This window comes from Spirosoma rhododendri (assembly GCF_012849055.1).
Lineage (GTDB): Bacteria > Bacteroidota > Bacteroidia > Cytophagales > Spirosomataceae > Spirosoma > Spirosoma rhododendri.
On the sequence record NZ_CP051677.1, the window covers coordinates 1718760 to 1734413 of the forward strand.

Annotated in this window: 12 protein-coding genes and 2 pseudogenes; 4 read left to right on the plus strand and 10 right to left on the minus strand. The window is 56.0% G+C overall.

Annotated features, from left to right (window positions below):
- The first annotated feature begins 37 nt into the window (after positions 1 to 37).
- Positions 38 to 2473 (plus strand): ribonuclease R, encoded by a 2436-nt coding sequence (gene rnr, locus HH216_RS07035; RefSeq protein WP_169550148.1) that lies wholly within the window; start codon positions 38 to 40, stop codon positions 2471 to 2473.
- Between the two features lie 95 nt (positions 2474 to 2568).
- Complete coding sequence (gene rdgB, locus HH216_RS07040) at positions 2569 to 3150, plus strand: RdgB/HAM1 family non-canonical purine NTP pyrophosphatase (protein WP_169550149.1); 582 nt, start codon at positions 2569 to 2571, stop codon at positions 3148 to 3150.
- A 3-nt stretch (positions 3151 to 3153) separates the two neighbouring features.
- On the opposite strand, the gene HH216_RS07045 is transcribed toward rdgB, so the two are convergent.
- Both HH216_RS07045 and HH216_RS07050 read right to left on the minus strand, forming a co-directional pair.
- Positions 3154 to 3930, minus strand: coding sequence for a tryptophan-rich sensory protein (locus HH216_RS07045; protein WP_169550150.1), 777 nt, complete (start codon positions 3928 to 3930; stop codon positions 3154 to 3156).
- Between the two features lie 195 nt (positions 3931 to 4125).
- On the minus strand, positions 4126 to 6129 hold the full coding sequence (locus tag HH216_RS07050) for an OmpA family protein (protein WP_174842700.1): 2004 nt from the start codon (positions 6127 to 6129) through the stop codon (positions 4126 to 4128).
- Between the two features lie 179 nt (positions 6130 to 6308).
- Between HH216_RS07050 and glpK the strand changes: the two are divergent.
- Positions 6309 to 7810 (plus strand): annotated as a pseudogene (gene glpK, locus HH216_RS07055) (glycerol kinase GlpK).
- 173 nt (positions 7811 to 7983) lie between these two features.
- Here the strand turns inward: glpK and HH216_RS07060 are convergent.
- The 8 genes and pseudogenes from HH216_RS07060 to HH216_RS07095 all read right to left on the minus strand — a co-directional run bounded on the left by HH216_RS07060 (position 7984) and on the right by HH216_RS07095 (position 13960).
- Positions 7984 to 8589 (minus strand): GNAT family N-acetyltransferase, encoded by a 606-nt coding sequence (locus HH216_RS07060; protein WP_169550151.1) that lies wholly within the window; start codon positions 8587 to 8589, stop codon positions 7984 to 7986.
- Positions 8579 to 8989 (minus strand): ketosteroid isomerase-related protein, encoded by a 411-nt coding sequence (locus tag HH216_RS07065; protein WP_169550152.1) that lies wholly within the window; start codon positions 8987 to 8989, stop codon positions 8579 to 8581. The genes HH216_RS07060 and HH216_RS07065 overlap by 11 nt, the downstream gene beginning before the upstream one ends.
- 34 nt (positions 8990 to 9023) lie before the next feature.
- Positions 9024 to 10136, minus strand: coding sequence for a mechanosensitive ion channel family protein (locus HH216_RS07070; protein ID WP_169550153.1), 1113 nt, complete (start codon positions 10134 to 10136; stop codon positions 9024 to 9026).
- A gap of 67 nt (positions 10137 to 10203) precedes the next feature.
- A complete protein-coding gene (locus HH216_RS07075) occupies positions 10204 to 10839 on the minus strand; it encodes a Uma2 family endonuclease (RefSeq protein ID WP_169550154.1) in 636 nt (211 codons plus the stop codon).
- Between the two features lie 97 nt (positions 10840 to 10936).
- Positions 10937 to 11437 (minus strand): GAF domain-containing protein, encoded by a 501-nt coding sequence (locus tag HH216_RS07080; protein ID WP_169550155.1) that lies wholly within the window; start codon positions 11435 to 11437, stop codon positions 10937 to 10939.
- Positions 11438 to 11439: 2 nt separating this feature from the next.
- A complete protein-coding gene (locus HH216_RS07085) occupies positions 11440 to 11946 on the minus strand; it encodes a hypothetical protein (RefSeq protein ID WP_169550156.1) in 507 nt (168 codons plus the stop codon).
- A 36-nt stretch (positions 11947 to 11982) separates the two neighbouring features.
- Positions 11983 to 12818 (minus strand): annotated as a pseudogene (gene mreC / locus HH216_RS07090) (rod shape-determining protein MreC).
- A gap of 116 nt (positions 12819 to 12934) precedes the next feature.
- Positions 12935 to 13960, minus strand: coding sequence for a rod shape-determining protein (locus HH216_RS07095; RefSeq protein ID WP_106136249.1), 1026 nt, complete (start codon positions 13958 to 13960; stop codon positions 12935 to 12937).
- A 190-nt stretch (positions 13961 to 14150) separates the two neighbouring features.
- Here HH216_RS07095 and HH216_RS07100 point away from each other — a divergent pair, with 190 nt between their 5' ends.
- Complete coding sequence (locus HH216_RS07100; protein ID WP_169550157.1) at positions 14151 to 15653, plus strand: GH3 auxin-responsive promoter family protein; 1503 nt, start codon at positions 14151 to 14153, stop codon at positions 15651 to 15653.
- Position 15654 lies beyond the last annotated feature (1 nt).

Here is a 15654-nt window from a genome sequence, read left to right on the forward strand (position 1 = left end):
CCGGACGTTAAACCACAAACCTTGAACCCTCCAAAACATGAAAAAACCAAACCAAAACAAATACACACGCCCGGAGGGGGCTGGCGGTGGCCGGTCGGCTACGAGCCGCTCCCGCGAGAAAGGTGCCGAACGGGCATCGTCGCGCACGGCCGTTCGGTCGGGCGATGTGTTTCTGGACGAACTGAAAAACGACATTATGGCGTTTTTTCAGATCAACGACGGCGACTCGTTCACGGTCGATCAGATCGTTGACCATTACGATACCGGCGACCGGCGCGTGCAATTGATGATGCACGGCCTGATTGCCGAACTGGTTAAGGAAAAATCGCTGGTGCGTAACCCCGACGGGTCATACAGTGCCGAACCCGACGCCAACACGCTGGAAGGTACCGTCGACCACGTCAATTCGCGCTTCGCGTTCGTCATTCCCACGAGTCCGCTGGGTACCCGCGCCGACCGCGACAACGACATCTGGGTGTCGACCGACGATCTGAACGGAGCCGTCGACGGCGACCGCGTGAAAGTGGTGCTGTACACTGATTCGCGCAACCGCAGCCGACGCACCGAGGGCAAAGTGGCCAGCATCGTTGAGCGGGGCCGTACCGAACTGGTCGGGCGCATCGAGGTCTGGGACACCTACGGCTTCGTTATTCCCGACAGCCGGAAGATCTACGACGATATTTTCGTTCCGAAAGACAAGCTGGGCGCGGCCAACGACGGCGAGAAAGTCATTGTCCGCATCACGAAATTTCCCGACCCCCGCAGCAGCAAGCAGCGGTTCGAGGGCGAGGTCGTGACGGTGCTGGGTATGGCCGGGCAGAACAACACCGAGATGCACGCCATCCTGGCTGAGTTCGGGCTGCCGATTGATTTCCCCGCTGACGTGGAGGCTGAAGCCGAAGCTATTTCAACGAAGATTCTGAAGAAGGACCTCGCCAAACGACGCGATATGCGTGAGGTGACAACCTTCACCATCGACCCCGTCGACGCCAAGGATTTTGACGATGCGCTGTCGGTGCAGTTTCTGGACAACGGTAACTACGAAATCGGGGTCCACATCGCCGACGTAACAAACTATGTGAAGCCTGGTTCGCGGCTGGAAGAGGAAGCCTTCAAACGGGCGACGTCGGTGTACCTGGTCGACCGGGTAGTGCCGATGCTGCCGGAAAAACTGTCGAACGGGTTGTGCTCGCTGCGCCCCAACGAAGATAAGCTAACCTTCTCGGCCGTCTTCGAACTGACCCCCGACGCCAACATCGTGAAGGAATGGTTTGGCCGGACGGCGATTCACTCGAACCGCCGGTTCAGCTACGAAGAAGCGCAGGACATCCTGAACAACAGCAACGGCGACTATCTCTCGGAGCTGCAATTGCTCAACGAACTGGCCTACAAACTGCGCGACGAGCGATTCCGGCACGGTGCCATCAACTTCGAGACGGTTGAAGTGCGGTTCAAGCTGGACGAAAACGGTGTGCCGCTGTCGGTTTACCCGAAGCTGCGGCAGGATACCAACAAGCTCATCGAGGAGTTTATGCTGCTGGCCAACAAGCGCGTGGCCGAGTACGTGCATCAGCTCTCGAAGAAGGGCGACGAAAACACGATGGTGTACCGTATCCACGAAGGTCCTGACCGCGACCGACTGCAACTGTTCGCCGATTTCGCCGGGCGGCTGGGCTACAAACTCAAGCTGGACGATGAGCACCTGTCTGGCTCGATGAACAAGTTTATGGCAACCATCGAAGGGAAGCCGGAAGCCGGTATGCTGTCTCAACTGGCGATTCGGACGATGTCGAAAGCGCGGTACAGCGTCGAAGACATTGGCCACTTCGGCCTGGGTTTCCGCCGGTATTCGCACTTTACCTCGCCCATCCGCCGGTACCCCGACATGATGGCGCACCGCCTGCTGCAACACTACCTCGACAAGGGCAAGCCCGAAGCGCGGGAGCCGCTGGAAGAGCAGTGCAAGCACGCGTCGGCCCGCGAGAAGATGGCGTCCGACGCTGAGCGGGCGAGTATCAAGTACAAGCAGGTCGAATTCATGAGCCGGATGGATGCCGAGAAGACCTTCGAGGGCGTGATTTCGGGTGTTACGGAATTCGGTATTTTCGTAGAAATCACGGAAAACAACTGCGAAGGCTTAGTGCGGATGCAGGACCTGAACGACGATTTCTACGAGTACGACAAAGACAATTTCCGCATCGTCGGGCAGCGTACGAAGAAGATGTACACCTTCGGCGACCCGGTCGTAGTGCGCGTGAAAGAAACCAACCTCGCTCGGCGCAGTATGGACTACACGCTCGTCAGCGACAAAGCGGGCCGGGTGACAGACGCTGGTAATCAGCACAAGTCGAATTCCAGCCGTGACCGCCGGTCGTCGCAGGTATCGGCCAGCCGGAAAGCCAGCGGAGGTCGCCGGAACGAAGGCGCAGCCGCCAAAGGCGAAAACCGGCGCGGTGGCCGGGGGCGCAGGTAGGCTGGCGCTGGTTTAAGGTTCAAAGTTTATAGTTTAGGGTTTAACGTTTGGTCGTATAGAACGTTAAACCTTAAACTATAAACTTTGAACCCTAGATGGACCTTTGCTTCGCGACGAATAACAAGAATAAACTGGCTGAAGTGTCGGCGCAACTGGGTGGGGCGTTCGTGTTGAAAACGCTGGAAGACATCGGCTGTACAGACGAACTTCCTGAAACGTCGGGTACGATACCCGGTAATTCCCGCCAGAAAGCCGATTATGTTTGGAAGCACTTCGGCGTGTCGTGCTTTGCCGACGATTCGGGGCTGGAAGTCGACGCGCTAAATGGCGAACCGGGCGTCGATTCGGCGTTTTACTCGGGTAGCCGCGATGCGGGCCAAAATATCCAGAAAGTACTGACCAATCTACAGGGTAAACCCAGCCGCAAAGCGCGGTTTGTCACTGTGTTTACGCTGGTCCTGCACGGGGTTGAGCATCAGTTTGAGGGGTCGATCAACGGCAAAATCGTGGACGAACCACGTGGAACGGGCGGCTTCGGTTACGATCCCGTCTTCCAACCCGACGGCTATGACCAAACGTTCGGCGAAATGGCCCCGGAGGAGAAACGGGCGATCAGTCACCGCTCCCGCGCCCTGGCGAAGATGGTAGCGTATTTGCAGGAGCAGGTGAACGTGTAGGGGTCACGCTACGTTCGGCGTCCGGCGCGATACCAGACCTGCGATAGCTAGGCCAACGGCAACTACAGCCCCCACTCCAGCCACGACAAGTACGCCCGCATTGGCTTGTTGTTTCACCGCGATAGCCGCGTATGCCCACGCAAATACCAGTATGTACGCGACGCTCCGGTACCGGTTGAACAGGTACGTGCCGACAACCAAGCCGACGACCAGAATGACTTCAGCCCACGTGCTTTCGGACAGGCCGGATAGGGGGAAATTACTGGCTTTCAGGTAGACCGCGACGTTCAGAATCGTCGCGACGGTAAGCCAGCCGAAGTAAAGAAGAAAGGGGATTCGGGCTAGCCACGTTTCGCGTGTAGAAGCCGGATCGGGGATATCCAGCCGGGAACTTATTTCTAATTTCTCCACAGTCATTAGCAGGCTGAAGAACATCACTAGAATAATCAGCAGCGCCATACCAATCCATTCTTGGTTGAAAATCGGGCTCCAGATCGCGTTGCAGATGGCGTTCAGAATGATCCACGGACCGGCTGCGCGGAACCGGCGGTTGGTAGCCTGAGCGGGAAGTGCTTGGTAAATCGCGAAGATGAGCAGGCCGAGAAAAATCAGTCCCCAGATGGAAAAGGCGTAACCCGCCGGAGTGATGAGTGTCGGGTACTTCGCCGACACAGTGCCGTTGGTTTGCCCGCCAAATGCACCCGTGTTCGACAGCGCGTTCATCACAATCAGGCTGACGATGGTAAAGACAACCAGAAATTGCCGGAGTTTATCGCTCATAGTATGCAGTGTGGTCAAGCTATTTTGTCATCCCGACGCAAGGAGGGATCTTCGGTAGCCGGAGACTTTATCACTAATTACAGAAGATCCCTCCTTGCGTCGGGATGACAAAGAACAAACGGGTAATGCCAAAACCGGGCGTATTGTTGCCTTCAGTTTTAGAATTACCCGTTTAACTAACTGAGATATGCCCGCTTAAATGGCTAGAATCTTGAATTCTGTCCGACGGTTACGCTGATGCTCCTCGTCGTTTTTCGCGTTCTTCACCACTAGCTGCGTTTCGCCATAACCTTTCGCCGTAATCCGGCTGGTATCAATGCCTTTCGAGATAATGTAGTCAACTGCCGACTGCGCCCGGTTCTGCGACAGCTTGTTGTTGTACGAGTCAGTACCCTGTGCGTCGGTGTGCGAACCCAGCTCGATTTTTAGCGTTGGGTTATCCTTCATGATCGTCACCAGCTTGTCGAGTTCTTCGGCCGCGTCGGGGCGGATGTTAAACTTGTCGAAGTCGTAGTATATGTTCTCCAGCACGAATGTCTTGTTGAGCGTTCCCTTGTCCAGTAGCAGGGCAACATTGAACGTCGTGTCAGTTTGCGGCTTGGTCAGGAAAATTTGCGGAATGCTCTTACCCTGCATCGTAAACGGCTCCCGGCGCGTCAGGTAGCCTTTGCGCTCGGCCAATACCGTGTAGTCTTTTCCTTCCTGCAACGGATACTTGCCAAACGTACCCGCCTGACCAGTCGTTGCTTCGGCGATAGGCTCGCCCGTTGCGTCGTCCAGAATACGTACCCGCGCCGAGTCGAGGGGCGTCACGGGCGTGTCGTTGCTCGATACCGTACCGGCCAGGAAGTAGCGAACTGTCTTGGGTGCCCCCGGCGTGTTCTTCTCTACGATTGTCGTGGTCGTATCGGTTTCGGGACCTTCCCGGAAAAAGTAAATGTCGTCGTCGCCCTTGCCGCCCGTTCGGTTCGATGCCAGATAGCCCTTCGTCGGGTCGACGTAGATCAGGCCAAAATCGTCGGCGGGGGAGTTGATGGGCTGCCCCATGTTCTCAACCCGCGTCACCCCACCCGATCGGGTCGCTACGAATACGTCGAGCTTGCCCAGACCGGGGTGCCCGTCGGATGCGAAATACAGTTTGGCGTCGGGACCGACGTACGGGAACATCTCATCGCCCGGCGTATTGATGTCGCGGCCCATGTTGACCGGACGGCTGAACCGGCCCGACGCGTCGATGCTCGTTCTGTAGAGGTCGATGCCGCCCGCGCCACCGGCCCGGTTCGATGCGAAATACAGCGTCTTGCTATCGCCCGAGAACGCCGGTGAACCGTCCCAGGCGGTCGAATCGCTGATGGGCAACCGGATTGGCTGACTCCATGCGTTGCCCTCACCCAACCGGCTCAGGTACAGGTCGACATCCAGGCCACCTTTGCGCTTGCCGTTGTTTCCCCGCGCGAATACCATCGTTTTGCCGTCTTTCGAGAACGCGGGGGTCCCTTCGTTGACGTCGCCCTGAAAGATGTTGGTGCTGAATTTCTCCGGTGCACCGGCTGCTGTTGTTGCGCCGGTTTCGTCGGTCGAGGGCAGTTTGGTTTTGTACAGACCGAGCATCTGTTGCCCGTTATTCTTGTACTGCGTTTCCTTGCGCGAAGCCGTAAACACGAGTTCATCACCCTTCACGACCGGTGCAAATTCGGCCCCTGCCGAGTTCAGACCACCCATGTTCTTCAGCGTAATCAGCGATTTGTTCTGCGCGATGAGGTTGATGGCTTTCAGCGTTTCGACTTCGCGCTGGGCTTTGTCGAGCGTGGCTTTGGCCGTGGTCTTTGGTGCATCGGTTACGAACTGCTGCAACTGCGCGAGAGCATCCGGGTAGCGGCCTTCCGACTTCAGCGCGTAGCCGTAGTACAGGTGCGCGTTGGGTTCGGTCGTTTTGGCGTCGATGGCTTTCTGGTAGAATGGCGCGGCTTCGGCAAACCGGTTCGACTGTCGGTACGACTCGGCCATGTAGTAGTTTAGCCGGGCCGGGTCGATGTTACCCTTCGATGCCTTTTCAAACTGCGTCAGGGCCAGATTGTATTCCCCGGCGTCGTAGTGGCGGACACCTTTTTTATATGCCTGCATGGCCGAATTGCAGCCCGACAGTCCCGCCGTCAGCCCCAGGACAGTTAACAGTGCGGGTAAAGTATTGATTTTCATACGAGTGAATCAACGAAGAACGTTTCCGCGCCCAAGATACTAGAAATCCGGGCGGGTGTTACTCTAACGAATTTTTAGCCCCGTTTATTGGCCTGAAAACGGGGCATATAAGGTATCGGCGGAACCCGTAACTTGCCGCCAAAACATACCCTCCTAAACTTCTTACCAACCCCACATGTATGTCTGCTTATATAGCCGCTATTGACCAGGGAACCACCAGCACCCGCTGTATCGTATTCGACCGGCAGGGGCAAATCGTTGCACTGGCGCAGAAAGAACACAAACAGATTTACCCACAGCCCGGCTGGGTGGAGCATGACCCCGACGAAATCTGGCGCAATACGCTGGAAGTCATTGCTCTTGCCCGCATCAAGGCCGGGCTGTCGGCCCACGACATTGCGGCTATCGGAATCACCAATCAGCGCGAAACAACCGTCGTCTGGAATCGCCGGACGGGGAAACCGTACTACAATGCCATTGTCTGGCAGGATATGCGGACCGCCGATCTGGTCACGCAATTTTCGGCCGATGGCTTGGGACAGGATCGGTTTCGCGAAAAGACGGGTCTGCCTTTGGCGACGTATTTCAGCGGTCTGAAACTCAAATGGCTGCTCGACAATGTGCCGGGCCTGCGCGAAGACGCCGATCGGGGCGATGCCTGCTTTGGTAACATGGATACGTTTGTGGTCTGGCACCTGACGGGGGCGTACAGAACGGCCTGCACCTGACCGATGTTACCAATGCCAGCCGCACGCAACTCATGAACCTGCACACCCTCGACTGGGACGACGAGCTGCTGCGCGATTTTACCGTGCCCCGCGCCATGCTGCCAACCATCCGGTGCAGCAGCGAAGTGTACGGTAACGTCACCTCCGAAGTCTTGCCCGACGTACCTATTGCGGGTATCCTGGGCGATCAGCAGGCCGCGCTCGTCGGGCAGACCTGCTACGAACCGGGCCAGGCCAAGAATACCTACGGCACGGGTTGTTTTTTGCTGATGAACACCGGCACCGAACTCCGCCCGTCGACTTGTGGATTGCTTACAACGGTGGCGTATCAGTTCGAGGGGCAGCCGGCGCATTACGCGCTGGAAGGCAGCGTCGCGATTACGGGTGCGCTGGTGCAGTGGCTGCGCGATAACCTCGGCATGATTGAGAAAAGCACAGACATTGAAAAGCTGGCCCGCTCGGTCGATGATAACGGTGGCGCGTATTTCGTACCCGCCTTTTCGGGCCTGTACGCTCCCCACTGGAAAGCCGATGCGCGGGGCGTCATCGCGGGTCTGACCCGCTTTGTGACGAAAGCACACATCGCCCGCGCCGTGCTGGAAGCCACTGCTTACCAAACCGTCGACGTAGTCAGGGCGATGGAGCAGGATGCGGGCGTGTCGCTCAGTTCGCTGCGTGTTGATGGTGGTATGGTCGTCAATTCGCTGCTGATGCAGTTTCAGGCCGATATGCTCAACGGCCCGGTCGTTTGCCCGCGCATGACCGAAACGACGGCCTTGGGTGCCGCCTATGCCGCTGGCCTGGCCGTTGGTTACTGGAAAAACCTGGACGACCTCCGCCAGAACTGGGGTGTGGCCCGCACCTACGAACCCCACATGGACGACGCCCAGCGTACCCGCCTGATGCGCGGCTGGCAAAAAGCCGTCGAGCGGTCGTTCGGGTGGGAGGAGTGATTTACCCTCACCCCCAGCCCCTCTCCCAAAACGGGAGAGGGGTGACAAGCAGACTGCTGGTCGTACGCTTCTCTTGGCTTCGTAAGTGGCCTTGAAAAGAAACTCACTAAGCTACTGTTGTACATCATAAAAGTTCCCTCTCCCGTTTTGGGAGAGGGGCTGGGGGTGAGGGGTCAAATAAGCGCCTTCACCCAATACACCATCACCTTCCCCGTCGACTCGGTTTCGCCGATGTCGGGCCAGTGAAAAGTGCTTTTCAGCGCGGGCTCCTGCCGGTAGCCGCGCTTTTGCCAGAATTCTTCCAACGGGCGGTAATCGGCGGGGCGTTGCGGGTGGTCGGTGGGGCGTTGGACGGCGCAGAAGCAGGTTAGCGCGTAGTCGCCAAACTGGCGGGCGTGGGCTTCGCGCTCGTCGAAAAAACGGTGCCCAAGCCCATAGCCCCGATAATCGGGCAGCAGGATGCTTTCACCAAAATAGAAAACGGTGCTGAGGTCATACCCCGCGTCGTGGAAAGGCTGTTGCACCTCGTCGGTTTCGTCCAGCAGCGGCAGGGCCGTGGTAGCGCCGACCATTCGGTTGCCGTCACAGACTGCGAACAGCAGGGCGCGTTCCGAGCGGGCATACGTGTCCAGGTACGTCCGCTCGTAGTCGACACTGCCTTCATAGAGGTACGGAAAGTCGCGGAAAACTGCGATGCGGAGCCGGGCCAGTTCGTCGAACACGTTGCGAATGGCTGATCCGGTCAGGCGTTCGTAGCGTAGGGCAGGCTTAGTCTTCACCCGTCACCAGCGATTCCCAGAGTGGCAGGTTGTAGTAGGTCGTCACGCGGCTAATCAGCCCTTCGTCGGTCAGTTCCATAAACGAACCGGCGGGCAGCACATAGGCCTGTCCGTTGGCAGCAGGCAGGTCGCCGTCAGTTTTTTTGTAGGTGCCGTTTACAACGAATTCACTGCCCGCCCGCTTGCCCGTCGGGTCGACCATCACGACCAGTTCGGTCAACGTTTCCTCGTAGCAGTCTTCCATGTGCCGGAGAAACTGCGTGAAATGGTCTTTGCCGTGGTAGGTTGCCCCCTGATTGCTGTCGTGCTGTACGTCGTCGGTCAGCATGTTCAGCATGGCCTGCCAGTCACGGCGGTTAAAGGCGTTGTAGTAGTTGGTAACGATGTCGTGTGCATTCATGGCAGTAGCTTTTACAAATTAACAAGCGCAGGGTCTATTCGATTTCTTTCGGCCGTAGTTCTTCAGCCAGCAGCAGCCGGGTTTGCGGTAGTGTCTGCGGGTATTCATCTCGGATGAACGCGATCAGGTGTTCGCGCATATGACAGCGCAGGTCGAAGGCCGACGGGGCATCGGATGCCGATACCAGAATCCGCAGCACGAGGCAGGTCGGTTGCGTATCGGTCACCTGCACGGCAAACGAATCGCCGTTCCAGAGCGGGTCGTTCTCAGCAATTTCGCGCGCTTTCGCCCGGATCCGGTCGACAGGAACGGTGTAGTCGAGGTAGAAAAACGCCGATCCGATGATCGAGGCTTCGTTGCGGGTCCAGTTTTCAAACGGCGTTTCGACAAAATACGTGATCGGCAGAATCAGTCGACGCCGGTCCCATAGCCGCACGATGACGTTGGTCAGGTTAATTTCTTCAATTCGCCCCCACTCTTTTTCGACCACAACGGCATCGTCAAGCCGGATTTGCTGATTGAAAGCAATCTGAATACCGGCCAGTAGGTTGGCCAGCGTTTTCTGGGCCGCAAAACCGATCAGTACCGACACGACCCCCGCCGAGGTCAGCACGCTCAGCCCCACTTTGCGACTACCCTGAAACGAAATAAGCAGCAGCGATCCGCCGACGAGTAGAATGATGAAAACGGCGATCCGCCGGATAAACCGTACCTGCGTAACGAATTTACGCTGCGATAGATTGATGTCGTTCGCCGTGTCGTAATGGCGAATCAGCAGCAGTTCACCAACCTTTAGTGCTTTGACCGCCAGCCAGGTAGCGGTGACGAGAAACAGAATTTCGGCGGTCTTGTCGGCAACGGGGTGCCGCCGGAGAAACCGGGCCGACTGTATGTTGGTGGCCAGCAGAAAAAACAGCGACGGAACAAAAATCCAGAATGCCCAGCGCAGGTGCGTTTTCAGGATTTGCAGCGTCTGATAGGTGCGCCGTTTGGCGACGAAACTGAGCACCTGCGTCACGATGACGTCGACAATTACACCACCCAGCACGGCGATAGTGAGCAGAACCCAGCCCGACAGGTCGCGGTTGGGAATGTAACCGGCCCATCGAATTACGTCCCGAATCCAGGTGTCGAGTTGCTGTTGCATGGTGCAAAAATAAACGAGCTACGCCGAAAAGACGTAGCTCATGAGCCTGTGGTCCGCTGTGATTGTATCAGTTGGCCGGCTTACCGAACGCCGATTTCCGGTAAATAGCAGCCATCGGCAGGGTAACGTCGCCCAGGCGTACCGTTTCATCGAGCGATCGATAATCGTGATTTAGCCACTCGTTGGGTACGTTCGTCCGCGAATAAACCGACACCTGCGGTCTGTCCTGATCGACCAGCAGAATGTAGTTCAGCGATGGAATCAGTTTGTAGTAATCCAGTTTTTCGATGGAGTCGAACGTGCGCGTACTTTTCGACAGCACCTCCACCACGATCTCCGGGTTTTTGATACGGGCGGTCGAAATGTTGCCGCCGGGCGTCGCTCCGTATTCTACCGGGTCTTTCACCACCGACACATCCGCATTGACATCGCCTAGCTGATCAGGAATTACAATTTTGATGTTGCTGCCCAGTACGCGATGCAAATCACTATCGATGTATATGTTGTTGAATAGCCAGATCAGTACGCCAACCAGTGTTTCGTGCATTTCGGACGCCTGTCCCATAAAAAGTTCGCCGTTTAGGAATTGAATGGTGTAGGGTGTTTCGTCGAGCAGGCCGACGTACTCCTCCCAGGTTGCCGGTACGACCAGCAACTCATCTTCCTTCAGCGTCTCCGGTAATTTCAGGGCTACGGCTTCCATTGGCGTGCGTCTAGTTTCGTACAAGATAAGAAGAAAGCGGATAGCCGCACGACGAAGGACACTGGTACAAACCAACCCTTCACCAGGCTCTTTACTTCTACAGACGGGCTGTCAGCAAAGCCGCTACCTGTTCCAGCCCGCGCACGTCGATGTCATCGAAGTCGTTCAGCAGGTCGCTATCCACGTCGAGTACCATCGCTACGTTGCCCAACGCGTCGAAAACGGGAACCACTACTTCGGATTTTGACGCCGAACTACAGGCAATGTGCCCCGGAAACTGCTCGACATCAGGAACCAGGATTGTTTCCCGACGCGAGTAGGCCGCCCCGCAAACGCCCCTGCCGAAGGCGATGCGCGTGCAGGCGATCGGTCCCTGAAATGGGCCGAGTACAAGCTGATCGTCTTTCGTCAGATAGAAGCCAACCCAGAAAAAGCCGAACGCTTCGCGGAGGGCTGCGGCTGTGTTGGCAAGGTTGGCCGTCAGGTCGGTTTCGCCGGTCAGCAGCGCATCGAGTTGGGGAATCAGGCTGTCGTAAGCAGCCTGCCGGTCGGTGGCGCGGTCGCCGGTGGGAGCCGGAAGTATGAGCGTTTCAGCCATGATTACCGTCGGACAAAAAACTGAATGAGGATAATGCTGATCGTTGTCAGCAAAGTACTGGCACCAATCCGCATCAATGTGGGTACGATCAGGGCAAGGCTACTGGCTTCGATCAAAAATAAAGCTGTGTGGTGAATCAGCACCGATATCAGCACGTACCGGAAAAAAGCACCAAATCCCAGTTCGCTCATTGTGAATTCAACGCGTGATTCAATCCCCGGCACATCGATCTGCCGACTGACGATGTTTGGTCGAACATAGGCCATCAGCACTGTGGCGGCTGCGTGCATCCCCAGCGTGTTGTAAAACGTATCGACGATCAGACCGGTGACGAAGGCGATAATCAGCAGCCATGTCATGCTTATTTCGTTGGGTAGCACCAGGATACAGCCGACATAGATAAAGCAGAACGCGTAATCGAACAGCACCACGCTATGCCCCACCAGTATCTGAAGAGCCAGATAGAGCAGGTACAGCAGGATGGAGGAAACGATTTCGCGCAGTGTCATGGAATAAGGTCAACGGAGGCTACCCAGCGGGGCGACCTATTTATCGGATTCGTTTTGCTTTTCGAGCTGTGTTTGCTCACCCTGTAGCTGATTCTGAATAACATACACGTAAGCCAGTGTCGTGAAGTCAGTAGCCAGATCGAGCGTGATATCGTGGAAGGTCTGATCGGCACGAACGCCTACTTTCCTGACCCGACCCACCATAATGTCGGGTGGGAAGGTCGAGTTGTACACCGACGTTACGACCGAATCGCCAAGTGCAACGGGCTTGTAACGCGAGATATCGTTGAGCTTGATCTGATGCGGATTGGTACCGTCCCATTTGGCGGGGCCAAACTCATTCGCCTTCACCAGCCGCGACGATACGAAGAAATCAGAATGCAGAATCGACGTGATGACCGAGAAATGACGGTTGCAGGTACGCACTTTTCCCACCACGCCCGTCGGCGAAATAACCGCCATGCCAGGTTGAATACCATCGTCGGTGCCTTTATCAATCGTGATATAATTGTTGGCCAGCTGTGTCGTGTTGTCAATCACTTTGGCAACCGTGTACCTGAATCGATTGGCAAATACCGAATCGGCGCGATAAGCAGCAGGAGCTGGGGATGGTTCTGGCGTAAAAACGTCAACTGCGCGTTCAGCCGTCCGTTTTCTTTAGCCAGATCGGCGTTGACCTGCCGTAACCGCGCGAAGTCGTTCACCGCATTCGACCAGGTTAGTAGTTGTGCCGTGTAGCGGTTGGCCGTGTTGAAATACGTTGCGCTCCAGTAATTGTTCGTGTTGATAATGAAGTAAAAGCAGATTACTTCCAGCAACAGAAACAGAATGAAGTTACGGCTTCGAACAAAAAATTCGACGAGTTCTCTCATGCAGAGTACGCATGACCTGCCGATGGGGCAGCGCTGTAAAAAATCAGATTACAGGACGAGCCGATCAGGTGGTCCGGTCATCCTGTAATCCAGTCAAAAAATCGATGCGGAGTCGATTAGCTAATCAGCACCGACTTGTACATATCCAGGTTCTTGATAACCTCACCCGTTCCCTTCACAACAGCCTTGAGCGGATCATCGGCTACGTGAATCGGCAACTTCGTTTTGGCACCCAACCGCTTGTCCAGTCCGTGTAGCAGTGCCCCGCCACCCGTCAGGTGAATACCGTTGGTGTAAATATCGGCCGACAGCTCCGGTGGCGAAATCTCCAGCGCTTTCATCGTCGCTTCTTCGATCTTGGAAATCGATTTATCGAGCGAATACGCAATTTCGCTGTACGTTACCTTGATCTCTTTCGGAATACCCGTCATCAAATCGCGGCCCCGGATTTCGTAGTCAGACGGTGGGTTGTCGAGTTCGGGCAGAGCCGAGCCAACTTCCATCTTGATCTGCTCCGCCGACCGCTCACCGATCAGCAGGTTGTGCTCCCGACGCATGTAGTCGACAATATCACGGGTGAAAACGTCGCCCGCAATCCGTACCGACTGTTCGCAGACGATCCCCGACAGGGCAATGACCGCAATCTCCGTCGTTCCCCCGCCGATGTCGACGATCATCGTGCCGTTGGGCTGCGTGATGTCTATACCGATACCAATAGCGGCAGCGATGGGCTCGTGAACCATGTATACCTCTTTGGCACCCGCATGCTCGCAGGAGTCTTTAACGGCCCGTTTTTCGACCTCCGTGATACCCGACGGAATGCAGACGACCATGCGATGCGAGGGCGAAAACAGCTTGTTGCCCGCATCGATCATCTTTATCATGCCGCGAATCATCAGTTCGGCGGCCGTAAAGTCAGCGATCACACCGTCTTTCAGCGGACGGATCGTCTTGATGTTTTCGTTGGTTTTTTCGTGCATCTGCATGGCTTTGTGGCCAATAGCAAGCACTTTTCCACTGACCTTGTCCATGGCGATAATGGACGGTTCGTCGACAACAATGCGATCTTTATGGATGATCAGCGTGTTGGCCGTGCCGAGGTCAATGGCGATATCGCTGGTCAGAAAATTAAAAAGTCCCATTCAGGTTAGCGCTCAGCGCTTTATTGATAGATTCAGCGTTGTGAAAAGTGTGCAAAAATATGGATAAAAAAAGACAAACTACTGCATACGTTCGCAAACGGTTCCTTGATTTATACCCGATTAGCTCACAGGATCAGCCGGAGCGTTTCGCATTAGACTGTTCTTGTTTTAGCCCTACATTTGTCCCATTATGGGAGTCCGTTCGATTTTCAGCAAACCGCTCGCCCGGTGGGTCGTTGAGCGTCAGCAGACGTGGATGTATCAGCCTGCTCAAACGCAGCAGCGTTGGTTTGAACAGCTCGTCGCGGCAGGGCGAAAAACAGCGTTTGGGCGCGATCATCATCTGCACGACGTTCAGACCATCGCCGATTTCCGGCAGGCCGTTCCCGTCCGTGATTACGAGGGACTGAAGCCGTACGTCGAACGCATCCTGGCTGGTGAACCCGACGTGCTGTGGCCGGGCAAACCGCTGTATCTGGCCAAAACCTCGGGTACAACCTCCGGCGTCAAATACATCCCGATCACCCGCGATTCCATTCCTAACCACATCAATTCAGCCCGCGACGCGCTGCTGAACTACATCAATGAAACGGGAAAGAGCGATTTTCTGGATAAAAAATTAATTTTTTTGTCGGGTAGCCCCGAACTGACCGAGAAGAATGGCATCCATGTCGGGCGGTTGTCGGGCATTGTTAATCACCACGTACCGGCCTACCTGCGCAGCAATCAGTTACCTGACTTCGAGACGAATACCATCGACGATTGGGAAACCAAGCTAGAGCGGATCATCGACCAAACTATCGATCAGCCAATGTCGCTGATTTCGGGGATTCCGCCCTGGGTGCAGATGTATTTCGACCGGATTCAGGAGCGGACCGGCAAGTTGATTAAAGACGTGTTCCCCGATTTTTCGCTGTTCGTGTACGGGGGCGTCAACTTCGAGCCGTACCGCGCCAAGCTGTTCGAAACCATCGGCAAGCGCATCGATTCGATTGAAACCTACCCGGCGTCGGAGGGATTCATCGCCTTTCAGGATTCGCAGACCGAGCCGGGGCTGTTGTTACTGCTCGACAGCGGTATTTTCTACGAGTTCATCGCTGCCGACGAGTTTTTCAACGAAAACCCCCGCCGGTTGTCGATTGACGAGGTAGAGCTAGACAAGAACTACGCGGTCATCATCAATAACAACGCCGGGCTGTGGGCCTATTCGCTGGGTGACACGGTGAAGTTTGTCTCGCGTGACCCGTACCGGCTGCTGGTGACGGGGCGTATCAAGCATTTTATTTCGGCCTTCGGCGAACACGTCATTGGTGAAGAGGTAGAGCGGGCGTTGCAGACGGCGATGCAACAGCACCCCGAAACGGAAGTGGTCGAGTTTACTGTCGCGCCGGTGGTCAGCCCCGCCGAAGGGTTGCCGTATCATGAATGGCTGGTTGAGTTTGCCACCCCTCCACACGACCCGACCGCCTTCGCCCACGTCCTGAACACGCGCCTGACCGAGTTGAACGTATACTACGACGACCTGATTACGGGCGCAATCCTGCAACCGTTGAAGCTGATGAGTCTGCCGCGTGGTGCGTTTCAACGGTACATGAAAACGCAGGGTAAGCTGGGCGGCCAAAACAAAGTGCCCCGGCTCGCCAACGACCGCGTCATCGCCGACGGATTACTGACACAAGCCCAACCTGTGTAAG

Coding starts and splice junctions, on each gene's coding strand:
- rdgB (WP_169550149.1), top strand. CDS start 2,569: ATGGACCTTTGCTTCGCGACGAATAACAAGAATAAACTGGCTGAAGTG.
- HH216_RS07100 (WP_169550157.1), top strand. CDS start 14,151: ATGGGAGTCCGTTCGATTTTCAGCAAACCGCTCGCCCGGTGGGTCGTT.
- HH216_RS07080 (WP_169550155.1), bottom strand. CDS start 11,437: ATGGCTGAAACGCTCATACTTCCGGCTCCCACCGGCGACCGCGCCACC.
- HH216_RS07075 (WP_169550154.1), bottom strand. CDS start 10,839: ATGGAAGCCGTAGCCCTGAAATTACCGGAGACGCTGAAGGAAGATGAG.
- HH216_RS07085 (WP_169550156.1), bottom strand. CDS start 11,946: ATGACACTGCGCGAAATCGTTTCCTCCATCCTGCTGTACCTGCTCTAT.
- rnr (WP_169550148.1), top strand. CDS start 38: ATGAAAAAACCAAACCAAAACAAATACACACGCCCGGAGGGGGCTGGC.
- HH216_RS07095 (WP_106136249.1), bottom strand. CDS start 13,960: ATGGGACTTTTTAATTTTCTGACCAGCGATATCGCCATTGACCTCGGC.
- HH216_RS07045 (WP_169550150.1), bottom strand. CDS start 3,930: ATGAGCGATAAACTCCGGCAATTTCTGGTTGTCTTTACCATCGTCAGC.
- HH216_RS07065 (WP_169550152.1), bottom strand. CDS start 8,989: ATGAATGCACACGACATCGTTACCAACTACTACAACGCCTTTAACCGC.
- HH216_RS07050 (WP_174842700.1), bottom strand. CDS start 6,129: ATGAAAATCAATACTTTACCCGCACTGTTAACTGTCCTGGGGCTGACG.
- HH216_RS07070 (WP_169550153.1), bottom strand. CDS start 10,136: ATGCAACAGCAACTCGACACCTGGATTCGGGACGTAATTCGATGGGCC.